The sequence below is a fragment of the Pseudomonas sp. BN606 genome (assembly GCF_029873115.1).
Classification (GTDB): Bacteria; Pseudomonadota; Gammaproteobacteria; order Pseudomonadales; family Pseudomonadaceae; genus Metapseudomonas.
The window spans coordinates 1-17,851 of sequence record NZ_SSOF01000084.1 but is presented as its reverse complement, the minus strand read 5'-3'; the positions used below and the strand labels follow the sequence as shown (position 1 = coordinate 17,851).

Annotated in this window: 19 protein-coding genes; 11 read left to right on the top strand and 8 right to left on the bottom strand. The window is 64.9% G+C overall.

Annotation, left to right across the window (positions count from 1 at the left end):
- Window positions 1-231 precede the first annotated feature (231 nt).
- Complete coding sequence (locus tag E8E75_RS26695; protein ID WP_120653130.1) at window positions 232-1,461, top strand: alpha/beta hydrolase; 1,230 nt, start codon at window positions 232-234, stop codon at window positions 1,459-1,461.
- A gap of 73 nt (window positions 1,462-1,534) precedes the next feature.
- On the opposite strand, the gene E8E75_RS26690 is transcribed toward E8E75_RS26695, so the two are convergent.
- On the bottom strand, window positions 1,535-2,380 hold the full coding sequence (locus E8E75_RS26690) for a class I SAM-dependent methyltransferase (protein WP_120653131.1): 846 nt from the start codon (window positions 2,378-2,380) through the stop codon (window positions 1,535-1,537).
- A 115-nt stretch (window positions 2,381-2,495) separates the two neighbouring features.
- Between E8E75_RS26690 and E8E75_RS26685 the strand changes: the two genes are divergently transcribed.
- Together E8E75_RS26685 and E8E75_RS26680 are read left to right on the top strand one after the other, a co-directional pair.
- Window positions 2,496-3,206 (top strand): DNA-3-methyladenine glycosylase, encoded by a 711-nt coding sequence (locus E8E75_RS26685; protein ID WP_120653132.1) that lies wholly within the window; start codon window positions 2,496-2,498, stop codon window positions 3,204-3,206.
- Window positions 3,203-4,519: a bifunctional DedA family/phosphatase PAP2 family protein gene (locus E8E75_RS26680; RefSeq protein ID WP_153921484.1), complete on the top strand. Its 1,317-nt coding sequence runs from the start codon at window positions 3,203-3,205 to the stop codon at window positions 4,517-4,519. Before E8E75_RS26685 ends, E8E75_RS26680 begins: the two co-directional genes overlap by 4 nt.
- Before the next feature lie 32 nt (window positions 4,520-4,551).
- Here E8E75_RS26680 and E8E75_RS26675 read toward each other — a convergent pair whose 3' ends face one another.
- The 3 genes from E8E75_RS26675 to E8E75_RS26665 are packed head-to-tail and all read right to left on the bottom strand — an operon-like array spanning window position 4,552 to window position 6,227.
- Window positions 4,552-5,142 (bottom strand): LON peptidase substrate-binding domain-containing protein, encoded by a 591-nt coding sequence (locus E8E75_RS26675; protein ID WP_120653134.1) that lies wholly within the window; start codon window positions 5,140-5,142, stop codon window positions 4,552-4,554.
- Window positions 5,143-5,151: 9 nt separating this feature from the next.
- Entirely contained in the window at window positions 5,152-5,868 is a 717-nt protein-coding gene (locus tag E8E75_RS26670) for an LrgB family protein (protein ID WP_120653135.1), read from the bottom strand.
- Window positions 5,865-6,227, bottom strand: a complete 363-nt coding sequence (locus E8E75_RS26665; protein ID WP_120653136.1) for a CidA/LrgA family protein — start codon at window positions 6,225-6,227, stop codon at window positions 5,865-5,867. The genes E8E75_RS26670 and E8E75_RS26665 overlap by 4 nt, the downstream gene beginning before the upstream one ends.
- 207 nt (window positions 6,228-6,434) lie before the next feature.
- Here E8E75_RS26665 and E8E75_RS26660 point away from each other — a divergent pair, with 207 nt between their 5' ends.
- The 5 genes from E8E75_RS26660 (at window position 6,435) to E8E75_RS26640 (ending at window position 10,602) form a co-directional block, all read left to right on the top strand.
- Window positions 6,435-6,890, top strand: coding sequence for a MaoC family dehydratase (locus E8E75_RS26660; protein ID WP_120653137.1), 456 nt, complete (start codon window positions 6,435-6,437; stop codon window positions 6,888-6,890).
- A gap of 84 nt (window positions 6,891-6,974) precedes the next feature.
- Window positions 6,975-8,702 carry a C13 family peptidase gene (locus tag E8E75_RS26655; protein WP_153921486.1) on the top strand — a complete coding sequence of 576 codons (1,728 nt, stop codon included), beginning with the start codon at window positions 6,975-6,977 and terminating at the stop codon, window positions 8,700-8,702.
- Window positions 8,703-8,730: 28 nt separating this feature from the next.
- Complete coding sequence (locus E8E75_RS26650) at window positions 8,731-9,372, top strand: oxidoreductase (RefSeq protein ID WP_120653139.1); 642 nt, start codon at window positions 8,731-8,733, stop codon at window positions 9,370-9,372.
- A gap of 98 nt (window positions 9,373-9,470) precedes the next feature.
- Window positions 9,471-10,082, top strand: coding sequence for a class I SAM-dependent methyltransferase (locus E8E75_RS26645; RefSeq protein ID WP_120653140.1), 612 nt, complete (start codon window positions 9,471-9,473; stop codon window positions 10,080-10,082).
- Between the two features lie 52 nt (window positions 10,083-10,134).
- Window positions 10,135-10,602 carry a YbaK/EbsC family protein gene (locus tag E8E75_RS26640; RefSeq protein ID WP_153921488.1) on the top strand — a complete coding sequence of 156 codons (468 nt, stop codon included), beginning with the start codon at window positions 10,135-10,137 and terminating at the stop codon, window positions 10,600-10,602.
- 123 nt (window positions 10,603-10,725) lie between these two features.
- On the opposite strand, the gene E8E75_RS26635 is transcribed toward E8E75_RS26640, so the two are convergent.
- From E8E75_RS26635 to E8E75_RS26620, 4 genes are all read right to left on the bottom strand, one after another.
- Complete coding sequence (locus E8E75_RS26635) at window positions 10,726-11,016, bottom strand: YceK/YidQ family lipoprotein (RefSeq protein WP_120653142.1); 291 nt, start codon at window positions 11,014-11,016, stop codon at window positions 10,726-10,728.
- Complete coding sequence (gene ubiX, locus E8E75_RS26630; protein WP_120653143.1) at window positions 11,009-11,638, bottom strand: flavin prenyltransferase UbiX; 630 nt, start codon at window positions 11,636-11,638, stop codon at window positions 11,009-11,011. Before ubiX ends, E8E75_RS26635 begins: the two co-directional genes overlap by 8 nt.
- A 4-nt stretch (window positions 11,639-11,642) precedes the next feature.
- Window positions 11,643-12,995: a UDP-N-acetylmuramate:L-alanyl-gamma-D-glutamyl-meso-diaminopimelate ligase gene (mpl, locus tag E8E75_RS26625; protein WP_153921490.1), complete on the bottom strand. Its 1,353-nt coding sequence runs from the start codon at window positions 12,993-12,995 to the stop codon at window positions 11,643-11,645.
- Window positions 12,996-13,195: 200 nt separating this feature from the next.
- The gene (locus E8E75_RS26620) at window positions 13,196-14,068 is read right to left on the bottom strand and encodes a LysR substrate-binding domain-containing protein (protein ID WP_153921492.1); all 873 of its coding nucleotides are present in this window, start codon (window positions 14,066-14,068) and stop codon (window positions 13,196-13,198) included.
- A 130-nt stretch (window positions 14,069-14,198) separates the two neighbouring features.
- On the opposite strand from E8E75_RS26620, the gene E8E75_RS26615 reads away from it, so the two are divergent.
- The 3 genes from E8E75_RS26615 to phnX all read left to right on the top strand — a co-directional run.
- Window positions 14,199-15,356: a 2-aminoethylphosphonate--pyruvate transaminase gene (locus E8E75_RS26615; protein ID WP_120653146.1), complete on the top strand. Its 1,158-nt coding sequence runs from the start codon at window positions 14,199-14,201 to the stop codon at window positions 15,354-15,356.
- 308 nt (window positions 15,357-15,664) lie between these two features.
- Window positions 15,665-16,993, top strand: a complete 1,329-nt coding sequence (locus E8E75_RS26610; protein ID WP_153921494.1) for an MFS transporter — start codon at window positions 15,665-15,667, stop codon at window positions 16,991-16,993.
- A 39-nt stretch (window positions 16,994-17,032) separates the two neighbouring features.
- Window positions 17,033-17,851: phosphonoacetaldehyde hydrolase (gene phnX, locus E8E75_RS26605; protein WP_280359919.1), on the top strand; the 819-nt coding region annotated here is incomplete at its 3' end.

The following is a 17,851-nucleotide window of genomic DNA, read 5'->3' as shown; positions in this document are numbered from 1 at the left end:
CGGCCACGCTCGCCCGCGCCCAGCGGCGCCGGGCGGATGGTAGACAGGCCATTCCATGGGGCTTGCCGGTAACGACACAAGCCTCGGCCCAGGCGGGCTGCGGACGGGACGGTGACACCCGGCCAGCGCGCCCACCCGAAGGTTGGGTAAACAAAAGTGTCTCCGCTGTTTACCTTCCAATCGCAGTCGTCGCACAAGAACAAGAAGCGCCCCGGCGCCGGAGAACCCGCCATGCGTTACCAGACCGACTTCGTCCCTCAGTACCTGAACGATGCGCCACGCATCCTCCAGATCGGCCCCTGGACACTGCATTACCAGGCTTTCTCCGAGCACGCCCAAGACGGTCGCGAGCCGATCCTGATGCTCGGCGGCGCCTTTCAGAGCTTCCGCTCCTTTGTCGCCGAGGTGCAGGAACTGCTGCCCCACCATCCGGTGATCCTGCTTGATCTCCCGAGCCAGGGCGGCAACCTGCAACTGGCGCCCGAGCTTTCGCTCGAACAACTGGCCGACCTGATCTCTGCCTTCGCCGACGAACTCCGGCTACCACCACTGATGCCAATCGGCCTGTCCTACGGCTCCGCCCTGGCAGCCCTGTTCGCCGTGCGCCATCCCCGGCATTGCGCGCGCCTACTGCTGGCTGGAATCACAGCATTCGGCCGCCCCGGTGCCCGGCGACTGCTGGAAGAAGGCCTGGATTTACTTGCCGAAGGCCAGGTCCAGCGCTTCGCCCAGGGTGCCCTGACCGGCCTGATCAACCCACTGCGCCTGGAAGAAACCGGTATCTCACTGGTCTTCCGCAAGGCACTTTTGCGACAGATGCAGCGTCTTTCCCCGCAAGAACTTGAACGATACCGGCAGAATAGCCAGCGCCTGCTTACATTCCCCGGATTCGAACGCCACCCGGCGTGCCCAACCCTGGTGCTGGCCGGTGAATTCGATCACTTCACCCAACCCTGGGAGCACGCAGGCTTTGCCGCCGCCTGTGCCGACGCCGACTGCGCCCTTATCCACAATGGCGATCACCTCGCCCAGTTCGAACAGCGCGAAGCCTGCGCCAGCTTCTATCGTCCGTTCCTGCTAGGTAGCGCCCTGCCCTTTGCCAGTTCCGGCGCCACGCGCCTGGCCCGCAATCGCCTGGAGCGCCTGGAGCGACGCCAGGAACCGCGAGTGGCCCCGTTGAACCGGCGCGGCCGGTTGCTGCACGACGAAGGGGGCGACTGGCCAGTAGAGATTAACGAACTGGGGTTCTTCGGTGGCCTGGTGGCCGGCAATCTGCCGAGCGCACTGCCCTCGCGTGGATGGCGCCTGCAGGCTGGTGATTTGCCGGAACTGGATGTATTGCCCCTGCGCCATGAAGGCGACGCCCTCGCCCTGGTCTTCCCGCACACCGACGCAGCGGCCAGCGAGGCGCTGGCAGCCCAGGTTGTGCACGCGGAGCCGCGAGCCGTGGCTTATGCCTGATCAACAACTGCCACGTCATCGCGGGAGCGAATTCATTCGCGAATAAATTCGCCCCCACATCAAAAACCCATCGTCACGTACGCGCCTCCACCACCCTCACCAATGCCGGCCAGGCATCCTGCGGAGTCGTCGCCAGCTCTTTCGGGTCATGCACCCGAGTTTCGTTAAAACCGCAAGCCTCGAAGCCGCTGGTTATGGCGGCATCGTCCCGATAATGGAGGTAGTAGCGGCCACGGGTCAGCCGGCCAACAAGATCGATCCCCCAGCGCAGCTGGCGATAACGCGGATGCTCGCGCAGGTCAGGATAGAGATCGGTGAGGTAGGTGGCAGACGGAAACTGCTTCAGCTCGCCCGCCAGGCGGCACCAGAAGGCTTCTATCACCGGCAGATCGAAGTAATTCACCAAGCCTTCGGTGATCACCAGCACCGGCTCTTCATGATCCAGCCCGGAAAACAGCGCCTGCAGGTCATTCACACCCTGCTCGGCAAGGATATCCACAGGGCGCACCTGGTGCCGCGCATCCAGCCAGCCCTCTTCATGGAGCAGCAGACGCTTGCGTGCAGCCATGGGCGGCAGGTCGGCCTCCAGGTATCGCAGCTCCGGATAGCGGGAGCAGAAACGCCGCCCCCGGGGCGACAGGCCGCAGGCAATCTCCACCACCTGGCGCACACCGCGCCGCTCGATAGCTTCGTGCAGCAGGGCGTCGATCAATAGATGGCGTTGCAGCAGGAAGCGCTCGACATCCAGCCCAAAAGCCACTCGCGCGCCCCAGCTCACCGGCGCCAGAGCCGCGTGGGCGAAGCGTCCGAAAGGCGTAACGAAGGGTTCTTCGGCAAGCTGGTGGCGATACCAGACGTAACCGGTGTAATGCGCACTGGGCGTGATGTGCGCACTGTCGAGACGGGCAGCTCGGGACATGGCAACGGGCTCTTGTTATTTTGCGTGACGATTCCGACGCTGGCGTTCAGCTTCGGCTCAGCATGCTTCCGTATAATCGCGAGCCTATTCCGACCCGTAACCCTGCGACAGCCCCATGTCCTGCGATCCCATCCTTAGTTTGCCCTGGCCTGGCGCCCGCCCGCTGACCGACGCCTTTTTCGACCGCGATGCCCAACGGGTGGCCCGCGAGCTGCTGGGCAAGGTGATACGCCATCGGGCAGGCGATCGCTGGCTATCCGCCCGCATCATCGAGACCGAGGCCTACTATCTGGTGGACAAGGGCAGCCACGCGTCCCTTGGCTACACGCACAAGCGTCGTGCCCTGTTTCTCGATGGCGGGCACATCTATATGTATTACTCCCGCGGCGGCGACTCACTGAACTTCAGCGCCCATGGCGCCGGCAACGCGGTGCTGATCAAGTCCGGATACCCCTGGGTAGACGCCATATCCCCCGACGATGCCCTGGCTGCCATGCAACGCAACAACCCCGACGCCCAGGGCCTGCCCCGCCCCGCCGAGCGCCTCTGCGCCGGCCAGACGCTGCTGTGCAAATCCCTTGGCCTGAAGGTGCCCGACTGGGACGGCCAGCGCTTCGACTGGCAGCGTCTGTTCGTTGAAGACGTCGACCAACGTCCCGCCTGCATCATCCAGAGCGCGCGCCTGGGAATCCCCCACGGCCGCGACGAGCACCTGCCCTATCGCTTCGTCGATGCCGCCTACGCTCGCCATTGCACGCGCAACCCGCTGCGCCGCGGGCAGGTCGAAGGACGCGACTACACGCTGATCGAGGACACACACGCATGAGCCAATGGTTCGACCAGGTCACCGCCTGGCTTGGCGCCAACCCGGAATGGTTGGGACTGGCCATTTTCCTGATCGCCTGCATCGAATGCCTGGCCATCGCCGGCATCGTCGTCCCTGGCGTCGCACTGCTGTTCGCAGTCGGTGTGATGGCGGGCAGCGGCGCCCTGGAACTCTGGGAAACCCTGCTCCTGGCCTACACGGGCGGCCTGGTGGGCGACATGATCTCCTACGGCCTGGGTCGACGCTTCCACCAGAACATTCGCCGCCTGCCACTGCTGCGCGACCATCCCGAATGGATCAGCGGCGCGGAGAGCTACTTCCAGCGCTACGGCATCGCCAGCCTGCTGGTGGGCCGCTACATTGGCCCGCTGCGCCCCATGCTGCCGATGGTCGCAGGCATGCTCGACATGCCTTTCCCGCGCTTCGTCGCCGTGAGCATGCTGGCGGCAGCCGGATGGGCCGTGGCCTACCTGGTTCCTGGCTGGGCCACCGGCGCGGCATTGCGCCTGCCGCTGCCGGAAGGTTTCTGGAGTGAGGCCGGGGTCGTGATAGTCGCGATCATCGCCATGCTCGGCCTTATCGTTCACAGCACGCTACGCGAGAAACGCTCGGCTAACCCGCTGGCAGCCGGCCTGTGTCTGGCGGCCCTGGGCGCACTATTGATCGGCTGGCCGCACCTGCAGGCGCTGGACCAGGGACTGATGGCACTGGTTCAGGAACAGCGCGGAGCCAGCCTCGATCATTTGATGGTGCTGGTCACCCGCGTTGGCGACTTCAACACCCAGTTGCTCGCCGGTGCCATGCTCGGCGCCCTCCTGTTGCTGCTGCGCCAGTGGCGCCCAGCCTGCTTCGCCATTGGCACCCTGTTGATCACTGGGCTGGCCAACACCGTCCTCAAACACTTCTTCGCGCGGGCACGGCCCGAGGTACTCGTCGAACCGCTAACCACGTTCAGCTTCCCCAGCGGCCATAGCTCGGCGGCCTTCGCGTTCTTCCTGGTACTGGGGATTCTCGCCGGTCGCGGCCAGCCGGGGCGCCTGCGCCTGACCTGGCTGCTGCTGGCCTGCCTGTCGGCGCTACCCATCGCCCTGTCGCGGGTCTACCTCGGTGTGCACTGGCCCACGGACGTCATCGCCGGCGCCCTACTGGCTGGCGGCATCTCGGCAGCCGGCCTTGCGCTGATGCAGCGTGCAGCGCCATTGACGGCCATGAGCCCAAGGGTGTGGGTACTGATCCTGCCGGCCTGCCTGGCCCTGCTCGGAGGCATCGCCACCTGGGCCCTGCCGGAAGCGCTGGCGCGATACCGCTACTAGTGGCTGTCCCAATCAGGCATGGCGGGGTTCCTTCAGGCGATGGACTCGCCCTGCATCTGATCGAGCAGGCCCTGAAGAAAATCCAGGCGCTCATCGGGATCACCCAGGGTCAGCAGGTGAATCTTTTCCTTGATGTGGAACGGCAGCAGGTAGGAAAGCTGATTGGCCAGCGCCTGTTGCCCTTCCACTACGCCGCCCATGCCCAGGCCCTGGACCATCGGGTGCTCGGCCAGGGCATTGAGCAGCGCCGCCAGGTCGGCGTGCTCCGCGCGCAGCGGGCGCTCGGGCTCCTCGGCCAGCCATTCGACTTCGGCGAGCGTCAGCTGATCGCGCAGCACTTCCGCCTTGCTGACATGAAAGCGCCGCCCGCCCTGCACGCGAATACCTAGCAGACCGTTGGGGCGCTGTTGCCAGTCGCGGATCACCGCCTCACAACCGACAGCGGCGAACCGACTGGCCGCCTCACCCACTTCCTGGCCTTCGAGAATGCAGACAACGCCGAAGCCTTCACTCTGCTTCATGCAGCGCCCCAGCATGTCCAGATAGCGCGCCTCGAATATCTGCAAGTCCAGCGTGCAGCCCGGAAACAGCACGGTGTTGAGCGGAAACAACGGCAACTTCATGCGTCGACCTCAAGCAATCATGGCAACAGCGAGCGGCAACAGGACCGCCGTGGCGACCCCCATGAGGCTCATCGCCAGGGCGGCAAAGGCACCACACTCCTCGCCTTCCTGCAAAGCCCGCGCGGTACCAACCGCGTGGGCGGTGAGCCCCAGGGCAATGCCCTGCGCCGCGGGGTGACGCACACCACAACGGCGCAGCAACTCCGGCCCGAGAATAGCGCCGAGCACACCGGTAATCAGCACGAACACCGCCGCCAGGGCCGCCACCCCGCCAAGCTGCTCGGCCACGAGCATGGCGATGGGCGAGGTCACCGACTTCGGCAGCAACGTCATCAGCACCATGCGCTCAGTGCCGAACCACCAGCCCAGCACAGCTACCGACAGCGTAGCGAAGAGCCCACCGAACACCAGCGTCAGCAAGGTCGGCCAGAACAGCTGGCGAATGCGCCGCAGGTTGAGAAAGAGCGGCACAGCCAAAGCAACCGTGGCCGGACCGAGGAAGACCGTCAGGAGCTGGGTGCTCTGGCGATACTCCTGATAGCTGATGCCGAAGGCCAGCAGCACACCGATCAGCAGCAGCATGGACAGCAGCACCGGTTGCAGGAATACCCAGCGGGTCTTCTCGTACGCCGCCACGGCCAATTGATAGGCCGCCAGGGTCATGCCGAAGCCGAACAACGGGTGATGCACCACCGCCTGAACGGCGGCTTGCCAGTCGAGGCTCATATGTCCTCCCGGCGATTTGCCTGGCGATCGATGAGCTTCTGCATCAGCCAGCCACAGAAAAGGAAGGCAGCCAGCAGCGACAGCACCAGCGCACCGACGATGGCCCAGAAGTCCGCCCAGATTGCCTGCGCATAGACCATCACGCCCACCGCCGGCGGCACCAGCAGCAGCGGCAGGTAGCGCAACAGGCTGCTGGCGGCCAGGCTCAGCGGCTCGCTCACCTCCCCACGCACCAGCAGATAGAGGAACAGCAGCACCAGGCCAATGATGGGCCCGGGAAGCATCGACAGGAACAGGGCATTGAGCCCGCTACCGATCAGCTGGAACAGCACCAGCCAGGTCAGTCCGCGCAACAGCATGAAATTCTCCACCGGTCAGGTCCGGCCAGGCAGGGCCTCGGCCGGGGGCATTATAGGCTTGCCGGCTGTCCCGCTATAACCCGCCATTCGCAGGGGGCATGGCGTCTTGACCCGCCGGGGCCGGCATGATGATCTAAGCGCTGCACGCAAGAAGGGGCCCACCCCGAATCATAAGAATTACAACACTGCATCCACGGAGGATGACGTATGGCGTTCGTACCAGTAGCGGAACTGAAGAACTACGTTGGCAAGGAACTCGGCCACTCGGAATGGGTGACGATCGACCAGAATCGCATTAACCAGTTCGCCGAATGCACCGGCGACCACCAGTTCATCCACGTCGACCCGGAGCGCGCCAAGCAGACCCCCTTCGGCTCCACCATCGCCCACGGTTTCCTCAGCCTGTCGCTGATTCCCAAGCTGATCGAAGGCCTGCTGATCATGCCCGAAGGCCTGAAAATGGTCGTCAACTACGGCCTCGACAGCGTGCGTTTCATCCAGCCGGTGAAAGTCGACGCCCGCGTGCGCCTGGCGGTGAAAGTGTCTGACATTACAGAGAAGAACCCGGGCCAGTGGCTGATCAAGGCTCTCTGCACCCTGGAGATCGAAGGCCAGCAGAAGCCCGCCTACGTCGCTGAGTCCATCAGCCTCTGCTTCGTCTGAGCCCTTCCTCGCCACCAAAAAAGCCCGCAATCGCGGGCTTTTTTGCGCCACACTGAAAGGCAGATGCAAGGAAAAGGACACCCGATGAAGCCGCTTCTGCCCCTCAGCCTCGCCATCCTGCTTGCAGCCTGCGGCGAGGGCGAACCCCTCACGCCGCCGGATGCCCGCCTGCCGGACGGTTCCCGCTACCGCGGCGAACTGGTCGACGGCCTGCTGCAGGGACCGGGCCGCCTGGACTACAACAACGGCACCAGGTTCGAAGGCCAGTTCAAGGATGGTCAGCCCGAGGGCCAGGGCGAATGGCACGGCCCCAACGGCCTGGTCTACGTCGGCGAATTCAAGTCGGGCCTGTTCCATGGCCGGGGCCGCCTCGCCTACGGCAATGGCACAACCTACGAAGGCGGCTTCGCCCACAACCAGTTCGACGGCGAAGGCACCCTGCGCCAGGGCGAGGTCACCTATCGCGGCCAGTTCCGCAACGACAAATACCAGGGCTTCGGCATCCTCGAATGGTCCGACGGCAGCAATTACCAGGGACTCTTCAAAGCCGGCCAGCCGGATGGCGAAGGCGTTCGTACCGATGAAGCGGGCAATCGTTTCAGCGGGCGATTCAAGCGTGGCCAACTGGAGGGCCAAGGGGCCTATCAGGGGCAGGACGGTTCCAGTTACATCGGCGAGTTCCGCAACAGCCTGTTCGACGGCAAGGGGCGCTTCACCAGCGGTGACGGCGATGTCTGGAGCGGCACCTTCAAGGAGGGCAACCTCGTTGGTGAGGGCGAATTCACCGGGGCCGATGGCAGCCACTACGAGGGCCACTTCCGGCACTGGCGCTACCAAGGCGAGGGCAAGCTGTCGCTGGCCGACGGCAGTCGCTACCAGGGGCACTTCAACGACGGTCTCTACGGTGGCACCGGCAGCCTGACACTGCCCGATGGAAAGCGTGAAACCGGCATCTGGCAGGAGGGCACGCGCATCCGCGACGAAAAGGGCAAGGCCCTGCCCGATCCACTGGAAATCGGCCTGCTGGCCCAGGGGCACCTGCTCGAACAAGCAATCGATGCCCTGCCGGTGTCCACCCCGGAAGTGGAGCTTTACTCCATCAGCCTCGCCGGTGACGGCCGCCAGAGCGTTTTCCTGCGCGAAGCAGACTACGTCTCCAGGCTACTGGCCGAGCGTTTTGGCGCCCACGGCCAGATCACCCTGGTCAACCACCGCGAACATATGACCGACCGTCCCCTGGCCACCCGGGAAAGTCTGTCCCGCGCCATCCGGGCCGTTGCCAGGCGCAGCGGACCAGAAGACCTGGTGTTCATCTACCTCACCAGCCACGGCTCGCCGACCCATGAACTGGCCCTGGAGCAACCCGGCCTTCAGTTGGGCCACCTGCCCGCGCAGGAGCTTGCAGACCTGCTCGTTCCTCTCAAGGACAGATACAAGGTACTGGTGATCTCCGCCTGCTACTCCGGCGGATTCATTCCTCCCCTGAAGGACGACAGGACCCTGATCATGACTGCGGCCCGTACCGATCGCGTATCCTTCGGATGCTCCGAGGAGAACGACTTCACCTACTTCGGCCGCGCGCTGTTCGCCGACGCCTTCAGCGAGACAGACGACCTGGAGCGGGCCTTTGGCATCGCCAGGGAGAAAGTCGCCGAGCGCGAGAAGGCCGACGACTTCGAAGCCTCGGAACCGCAGATCTGGGCGCCCAAGGCCGTCACCGCGCGCTGGCGTGCGCTTCGTGAGCACCAGGCGGAGCAGGCACTGACCGCGCAAAGCGCCACGAACCCCGACAAAACCGCTCGTAGCCACTAAGCTCAGCTTGTATCAGCGGAGAAACAACATGCATCTGACGCCCCAGCACATACTGCTCGCCGGCGCCACTGGATTGACCGGCGAGCATTTGCTCGACCGCCTGCTCAACGAACCCACGGTTGCTCGCGTCCTGGCCCCCACACGGCGCCCGCTGGCCGGACACCCACACCTGCTGAACCCCGTCGGCCCGCTGGCCGATCTGTTGCCGCAGCTGCAGGGACAGGTGGACGTCGCCTTCTGCTGCCTGGGCAGCACCATCCGCCAGGCCGGAACCCAGGAAATCTTCCGCTCCGTGGACCTGGACCTGGTCCTGGCCTTCGCCCAGCGCGCCCGCGAACTGGGTGCCCGGCACTTCATCGTGATCAGCGCCCTCGGAGCCAATCGCGCGTCCTCGATCTTCTACAACAAGGTCAAGGGCGAGATGGAGGAAGCTCTCAAGGCCATGGACTGGCCGCAACTGACCATCGCCCGCCCATCCCTGTTGATAGGGCCGCGCAGCGAGTTCCGTTTCGGCGAACGCCTGGCCGCGACCTTCATGCGCTGGCTGCCCGGCAAGTACCGTGGCATCGATGTCTGCACCCTGGCCCGCGCGCTCTGGCGCCTGGCGCTGGAAGAGGAAGACGGTATTCGCATCATCGAGTCGGACGATCTGCGTCGCCTCGGTCGCTGACAACGGCGGGAGCACGCCCGCCGTTGGCCGAAATCCCCGCGCCCTTGCGATTCGCCCCCTGCTAAGGTGAACGACGTCTTTTGCCGGAGACAGCCAGCATGGGCTTCTACGATCGCCACATCCTGCCCCACCTGATCGACTTCGCCTGCGGCATGGGGCACGTGATGAAGACCCGTTCCCTGGTCGTGCCCCAGGCCGAGGGCCAGGTGCTGGAGATCGGCATCGGGACCGGCCTGAATCTCGCCTTCTACGATCCCACCCGCGTCAGTCGCGTCACCGGCGTCGACCCCGCTGCGCAGATGCAGGCACTGGCACGCAGGCGCGCTGACGCCATCGCGATCCCGGTAGAGACCATCGCCCTGGAACTCGGCGAGATCCAGGCCGCCGACGCCAGCTTCGACAGCATCGTCTGCACCTTCACCCTCTGCACCATTCCGGACGCAATTGCCGCCCTGCGTGAAATGCGCCGCGTGCTCAAGCCTGGCGGGCGCCTGCACTTCGCCGAGCACGGCCTGGCGCCGGACCTCGCCGTGGTGCGCTGGCAGCACCGCCTCACCCCGTTATGGAAACCGCTGGCCGGCGGCTGTCACCTCGACCGTGACATCCCGCGCCTGATCGAATCCGGTGGTTTCAACATCGGCGAGCTGCACAGTGGCTACCTGCCCGGCCCAAAACCCATGACGTTCGTCCACCGTGGATGGGCGGATTGACGCCGTCCTGCCGAAGTACAAGGATTCGTCCTTCACCCCAGAGGGATCGCTTATGAGTCTCGAATCGGTCCGTGCCTTCTTCGCCGGGAAGGCGCCCGAAATCGACATTATCGAACTGCAGACCAGCACCGCCACCGTGGCCCTGGCGGCGGAAGCCCATGGCGTTGAGCCCGGCCGAATCGCCAAGACCCTGGCCTTTCGCATAGGCGAGGACGCCGTGCTGGTGGTGGCACGCGGCGACGCACGCATCGACAACCGCAAGTTCAAGGAAACCTTTGGCGCCAAGGCCAAGATGCTGGATGCCGAAACGGTGGAAGCCCTGACCCGCCATCCAGTGGGCGGAGTTTGTCCGTTCGGTCTGGCCACACCGCTAGCCGTCTATTGCGACCGGTCCCTGCAGGCCTTCGATGAAGTGTTGCCAGCGGCGGGCGCCGTGCACAGCGCAGTGCGCATAACCCCGGCCTACATGGCCGAGTTGGTGGAAGCGAAATGGGTGGACGTCTGCCAGGAGCCGGCTTGAGTCACGAGCGGCCATCGCTTCTTGTAGGGGTGAATTCATTCGCCAAGGGATGCGCAGCATCCCCCCGCAAACCCGAGGGCCGAGCCTACGCCCCGGTTGGCGAATGATTTCGCCCCTACAGGTTCAATACCCGCCGGTAACGCCCAGCGTCACACCCAATTCCGCCGCTACCGCAAAGGGCAGCAGCAGCGTATCCAGCAAGGCGCTGGCGGGCAGGTCGAGCGCTGGGTAGGCCGGCGGCTCGACGCCGAAGCGATCCGTGGGGCAGCAGCCGCCATTGAGCGAATACCAGTCCAGACGGGTGCCGGAATAGATGATCGGCGCCCCCGGCTTGGCGGCGTTGAGGGTCGCGACGCTGGCGCAGCCCTGCATCAGGACGAATGCCAGCAAGGGTGCCGCAAGGCGACTAGTCATCGACGCCCTGATGGTGTTCGCCCCAACGCGGCAGCATGTCCTGGGGAATGTCCAGCAGGTTGAGGATGCGCGCCACCACGAAGTCCACCAGGTCATCGATGGTCTGCGGCTGGTGATAGAAACCCGGCGAGGCAGGCACGATCACCGCGCCAAGGTTGGACAGCTTGAGCATGTTTTCCAGGTGGATACTGGAATAAGGCGCCTCGCGCGGCACCAGGACCAGTTGGCGGCGCTCCTTCAGGGTCACGTCGGCGGCACGCTCGATCAAGTTGTTGCAAGCGCCAGTAGCGATGGCCGAGAGCGTCCCGGTGGAACAGGGCACCACCACCATCGCTGCTGGTGCGCCGGAACCGGACGCCACCGGGGACATCCAGTCTTCCTTGCCGTAGCAACGAATCTGTCCCGGTGCGGCACCGGTGTACTCGCTGAGGAATGCCTGCATGGCCTGGGGCTTGGCCGGCAAGGTGACGTCGGTTTCAGTGGCCATCACCAGCTGCGCTGCCTTGGAAATCAGGAAATGCACCTCACGGTCTTCCTGGATCAGGCAGTCCAGCAGGCGCAGGCCGTACTGCGCGCCAGAGGCGCCGGTCATTGCCAGCGTGATGCGGGAAGGTCCGTTCATGGCCTCACTCCGCCAGGGCCGAGGCCAGCTTGCCGTGCAGGCCGCCGAAACCACCGTTGCTCATGATCACTACCTGGGTGCCGGGTGCGGCAATGGCCTTCACGCCCTCGATGATGGACTCCAGGGATTCACACACCTGGGTCGGCACGCTGGAGCCGGCAACGGTGGCCGCAAGGTCCCAGCCGAGGTTCGGCGGTGCGTACCAGAACACCTGGTCGGCCAGCTTCACCGAGTCGGGCAGGCCGTCGCGGTGGGCGCCGAGCTTCATGGAGTTGGAACGCGGCTCGATCACCGCGACCACTGGAGCATCGCCAACGCGCTTGCGCAGGCCGTCGAGGGTGGTGGCGATAGCGGTCGGGTGGTGGGCAAAGTCGTCGTAGATGGTTACGCCCTTCACTTCCGCCACCTTCTCCATGCGCCGCTTGACGCTCTTGAAGACGGACAGCGCAGCGACTCCCAGCTCCGGCACCACGCCGACATGGCGGGCCGCAGCCAGCGTCGCGAGCGCATTGGCGACGTTGTGTTGGCCGGTCAGTTCCCAGTCCACGGTGCCGGCGACCTGGCCTTCGAACAGCACTTCGAAACGCGAGCCGTCTTCGGCCAGCAAGCGTGCCTGCCATTGGCCGCCTTCACCGGTGGTCTGCACCGGGGTCCAGCAGCCCATGTCCAGCACGCGCTTGAGGGCGCTTTCGGAAGTCGGATGAATGACCAGCCCCTCGCCAGGGATGGTACGCACCAGGTGATGGAACTGACGCTCGATGGCCGCGAGGTCGGGGAAGATGTCCGCGTGATCGAACTCGAGATTGTTGAGGATGGCGGTGCGCGGGCGGTAGTGGACGAACTTGGAGCGCTTGTCGAAGAAGGCGCTGTCGTACTCGTCGGCCTCGACCACGAAGAAGGGTGTGCCGCCCAGGCGCGCGGAAACGCCGAAGTTCTGCGGAACGCCGCCGATCAGGAAGCCCGGGCTCATGCCGGCATGCTCCAGTACCCAGGCCAGCATGCTGGTGGTGGTGGTCTTGCCGTGGGTACCGGCGACCGCGAGCACCCAGCTCCCCTGCAACACATGGTCGGCCAGCCACTGCGGGCCAGAGACGTAGGGCAGGCCCTTGTTCAGTACGTACTCCACGGCCGGGTTGCCGCGGGACAGGGCATTGCCGACCACGACCAGGTCCGGAGCGGGTTCCAGATGGGCGGGCTCGTACCCCTGCATCAGCTCGATTCCCTGGGCCTCCAGCTGGGTGCTCATGGGCGGGTAGACGTTGGCGTCGGAGCCGGTGACACGATGGCCAAGTTCCTTGGCCAGCACCGCCAGCGAACCCATGAAGGTGCCGCAGATGCCGAGGATGTGAATATGCATGGATGACCTCTGAAACGGGCCGCCCCGGCCCGGAAAAAACTTGTCGCAGGTTAGCACAGCGGCCTCCCCTGGGGCCTAGGAGGCTGGTGTATGGGCGAATGAATTCGCCGAGCAGGCCGACGGTCTGCCATGCGCTCCCTTCGGACCGCTACGCGATCCTTGGCGAATGAATTCGCCCCTACAAGGATGAAGCGAACCGGCTAGCCGCGATTCGACCGCACGATGTCGAAAAAGGTCTCGATGATGCGCCGCGAACCCTGCTCGCGCAGGCACACCAGCGTCTCCGTCATGCGCTGCAGGCAGTCGCGGATCGGCAGCACATGCACGTTGGCACTGGCCCCCACCTCGGCCGCCGAAACAAGGCCCACGCCAAGGCCCGCAGCGACCATCTCGAAGGTAGCCTCGCGACCCTCAACCTCGATGGCCGGACGGATGGCGATGCCTGCTCGGCGCATCTCTTCCTCGAGTATTTGCCGGGTCATGGAGCCACGCTCGCGCAACACCATCGGCATGTCCTCCAGGTCGGCAAGGACGATCGACTCACGCGCAGCCCATGGGTGCGAGTGGGCCACGAACGCCACCAGCGGATCAGCACTGAGCACATGTGTGATCAGGCTGTCGTCTTCGACAACGCGACCAAGCAGGGCAAAGTCCGCCTTGTACTCCTGCAGCCGGCGCAGGCATTCGTCGCTGTTTCCCGTGACCAGACTGACGCGGATGCCCGGGTAACGCTCGCAGAAGCGCGCTATGTGCCCCAGCAGGTGCACGGGCGAATCCACCGCCAGGGTCAGGCTGCCTGTCTCCAATGCGCGTGAGGTGGAAAGCAGTTCCTGCGCTTCGGCTTCGGCTGCGAATAACCGCTGGGTGATGGTCAGCAGACGTTCGCCGAGGTCGGTCAATTGCACCGAGCGCTTGTTGCGGTGGAACAGCAGGATGCCGAAACGTTCCTCCAGCTTGCGCACCTGGTCGGAAACCGCCGGTTGGCTGAGGAACAGGGCCTCGGCCGCACGGGTGAAATTGCCGTGCACCGCCACGGCGTGGAAGGCCTTGAGCTGTGCCTGGGAAACCGCCATTCGCCTGCTCCTCGATAAATAAGCTCAACTTATATTTGAAATACTATAAATCGATTTTTTTTATTTTTATGGAATTGGTTTTATCTCTCCATCGCAACGCGCCCTCACCAGAACAACGCTGGAGACGACCATGACCAAAGCCGAATTCCCCACCAACGCCCAACCGCTGGCAGCCCCCGCCCTCGGCGAGCCCTACCTGCTGACTCCCGGTCCGCTGACCACTTCCAAGGCCACCAAGGAAGCCATGCTGCGTGACTGGGGCTCGTGGGATGGCGCCTTTAACCTGGTAACCGCAGAAGTGCGCCAGGAACTGCTCTCCATGGCTGGCGTGCAGGACGACAGCTTCGCCTGCGTTCCCCTGCAGGGCAGCGGCAGCTTCTCGGTAGAAGCCGCCCTGGCCACTGCCATCCCCCGCGATGGCAAGTGCCTGATCCTGATGAACGGCGCCTACGGCCAGCGTGCCGCCAAGACCCTCGACTACCTCGGCCGCGCCTACATCACCCTGGACAAGGGTGACTACCTGCCGCCGCAACCGGATGAAGTCGACGCCCTGCTGCAGGCCAACCCGGACGTTACCAACGTCTTCCTGGTCCACTGCGAAACCAGCTCCGGCATCCTCAACCCGCTGCGCGAAGTCGCCGACGTGGTGAAGGCACACGGCAAGAGCCTGATCGTCGACGCCATGAGCTCCTTTGGCGCGGTGCCGCTGACCGTCAATGAAGTCGCCTTCGACGTGCTGGTGTCTTCCGCCAACAAATGCATCGAGGGCATCCCCGGCTTCGGCTTCGTGATCATCCGCCGCTCGGTGCTGGAAGCCGCCAAGGGCCGCGCCCATTCCCTCGCCCTGGATATCTATGAGCAATGGCTCTACATGGAGCGCACCGGCCAGTGGCGCTTCACCCCGCCGACCCACAGCGTGGTGGCCTTCCGCGCGGCGTTGGAACAGCACGCTGCCGAAGGAGGCGTAGCTGGCCGACTGGCGCGCTATAGCCGCAACCGCGACGTGCTGGTCGCCGGCATGCGCGAAATCGGATTCAAGACCCTGCTGGACGACCAGTGGCTGTCGCCGATCATCACCACCTTCTTCAGCCCGGAACACCCGAACTTCGAGTTCAAGCGCTTCTACGAGGAGCTGAAGGCCCGCAGTTTCATCATCTACCCCGGCAAGCTGACCGTCGCCGAGAGCTTCCGCATCGGCTGCATCGGGCAGATCGACGAACACATCGTCCGCCAACTGCTGCGCGCCATCGCCGACACCCTCGAGGCGATGGGCGTGGACATGAAATGACCCGCAGTTGAAACGGCCACCCACGTCGAAGGGCTGGCCCATTCCAGGTCACCCACCGTCCTGAGACGGTTCCCGCTGCGGGTAGCGGGGCCGTGGTGCGGTGACCTTTTTCTGAAACATATCCGTAGTAAACCAGCCGCTCGGCCGCGCCGGGCAGGAGCCAAGACTAACGCCGAATCCCATTCACCAGCCTGACGCCACGACCGCTGCCATCTGACCAAGGTCGTGCGTTTAGACAGCCCAGCAGCAAAACAACAACAACCTCCCTATTTGCACTGTCCGGCATACCCACACGGGGTCAGAAAACCATGAACAACAACGCAGGTGCCTTGCACAGCGGCTGGAAGTCCCTCCAGCGCTGGCGTGTCCAGATATTCCTCATCACCTGGCTGGCCTACGCCGCCTTCTACTTCACCCGGAAAGCCTTCTCCGTCGCCAAGCTCGGCATTGGCGAAGACCCAAGTTTCGAACTCGACAAAGCCGCGATGGCCAACCTCGATGCCCTCTACCTGGCCGCCTACGCCGTGGGCCAGTTCACCTGGGGCATCTTCGCCGACCGCTTCGGCCCGCGCGTGGTGGTACTCGGCGGCCTGGTGATTTCGGCCGTGGTGGCCGTTGTCATGGGCACTTTCGCCACCCTGCCGATCTTCGCTACCTGCATGGTGGTCCAGGGTCTGGCGCAGTCCACCGGCTGGTCGGGCCTGTGCAAGAACATCGGCAGCTTCTTCGCCACCGGCGAACGCGGCCGCGTCCTGGGTTACTGGAGCACCTGCTACGCCTTCGGCGGCCTGGTCGCCACTCCCTTCGCTGGCTGGTGGGCCTACGAAGTGTTCCATGACTGGCGCATGGCGTTCATCTCCAGTGCCCTGGTGGTGGGCGTGGTCGCGGTGCTGTTCTACTTCCTGCAGCGCAACAAACCGGAAGACGTCGGCCACGCGCCGGTGGAAGTGGAAATCGCCACCAGCGGGCCGCGTGAAGGCCACTGGAGCGCCCTGCGCAAGGTGCTGAAGAACCGCACCGTGCTTGTCCTCGGCCTCGCCTACTTCCTGTTGAAGCCGGCGCGCTACGCCATCCTGCTGTGGGGTCCGGTCATCGTCTACGAGCGTATGCCCGCCATCGGCAAGGTCGCCTCGGCCATCGTCCCCACCGCCTTCGAACTGGCTGGCCTGGTAGGCCCGATCCTGATCGGCCTCGCGTCGGACAAGCTCTTCGGTGCCCGCCGCATGCCAGCCTGCGTGTTCAGCCTGATCGCCCTCACCGTGTGCCTGGCGCTGTTCGTCCCGGCCATGCAGAGCGGCAGCCTGTACCTGGTGGTCGGCCTGCTGTTCATGATGGGCATGACCCTCTACGGACCGGATTCGATGATCAGCAGCTCCGCCGCCATCGACTTCGGCACCCAAGAAGCAGCCGGCACCGCCGCGGGCTTCGTCAACGGTTGCGGCTCGGTGGGCGCCATCCTCGGAGGCCTGCTGCCGGGCTACTTCGACACCAGCACCGTATTCGTGGTGTTCACCGCCGCGGCACTGCTGGCCAGCCTGATGCTGGTGCCTTTCTGGAACAGCCGCCCGCAAACCCTGAACGCGCCGGAAAGCTTCCCGGCAACCGGTCAACCGGCCCTGGCCGGGGCCAAGACCTGAATTTCCTTAGCCAACCTGCAATCCGCTGGAGTCATCACCATGCATTACAAGCAACCCACCCAACTGCAAGCCGTCATCCTCGACTGGGCCGGCACCGTCGTCGACTTCGGGTCCTTCGCGCCGACCCAGATCTTCGTCGAGGCCTTCGCCGAATTCGGTGTCGCGGTCTCCCTGGAAGAAGCCCGCGGCCCGATGGGTATGGGTAAGTGGGACCACATCCGCACCCTCTGCGACATCCCGGCCATCGCCGAACGCTACCGCGCCGCCTTCGGCCGCCTGCCCACGGACGATGACGTCACCGCCATCTACGAGCGCTTCATGCCGCTGCAGATCGAGAAGATCGGCCTGCACTCCGCGCTGATCCCCGGCGCCCTCGACGCCATCGCCACCCTGCGCGGCAAGGGCCTGAAGATCGGCACCTGCTCCGGCTACCCGGCGGTGGTGATGGCCAAGGTGGTGGAGCTGGCCCGCGAGAACGGCTACACGCCGGACCACGTGGTGGCCACCGACGAAGTGCCCAACGGCCGCCCGCACCCGGCGCAGTCCCTGGCCAACGTCATCGCCCTCGGCATCAACGACGTCGCCGCCTGCGTGAAGGTGGACGACACCTGGCCGGGCATCCTCGAAGGCCGCAGCGCCGGCATGTGGACCGTGGCGCTGACCTGCTCGGGCAACGCCCTGGGCCTGACGTACGAGCAGTTCAAGGCGCTGCCGAAGGACAAGCTGGACCAGGAGCGCGCGCGCATCGGCCAGATGTTCGAAGGCTCCCGCCCACACTACCTGATCGACACCATCGCCGACCTGCCGGCGGTGATCGACGACATCAACAAGCGCCTGGCCCGTGGCGAGATGCCCCAG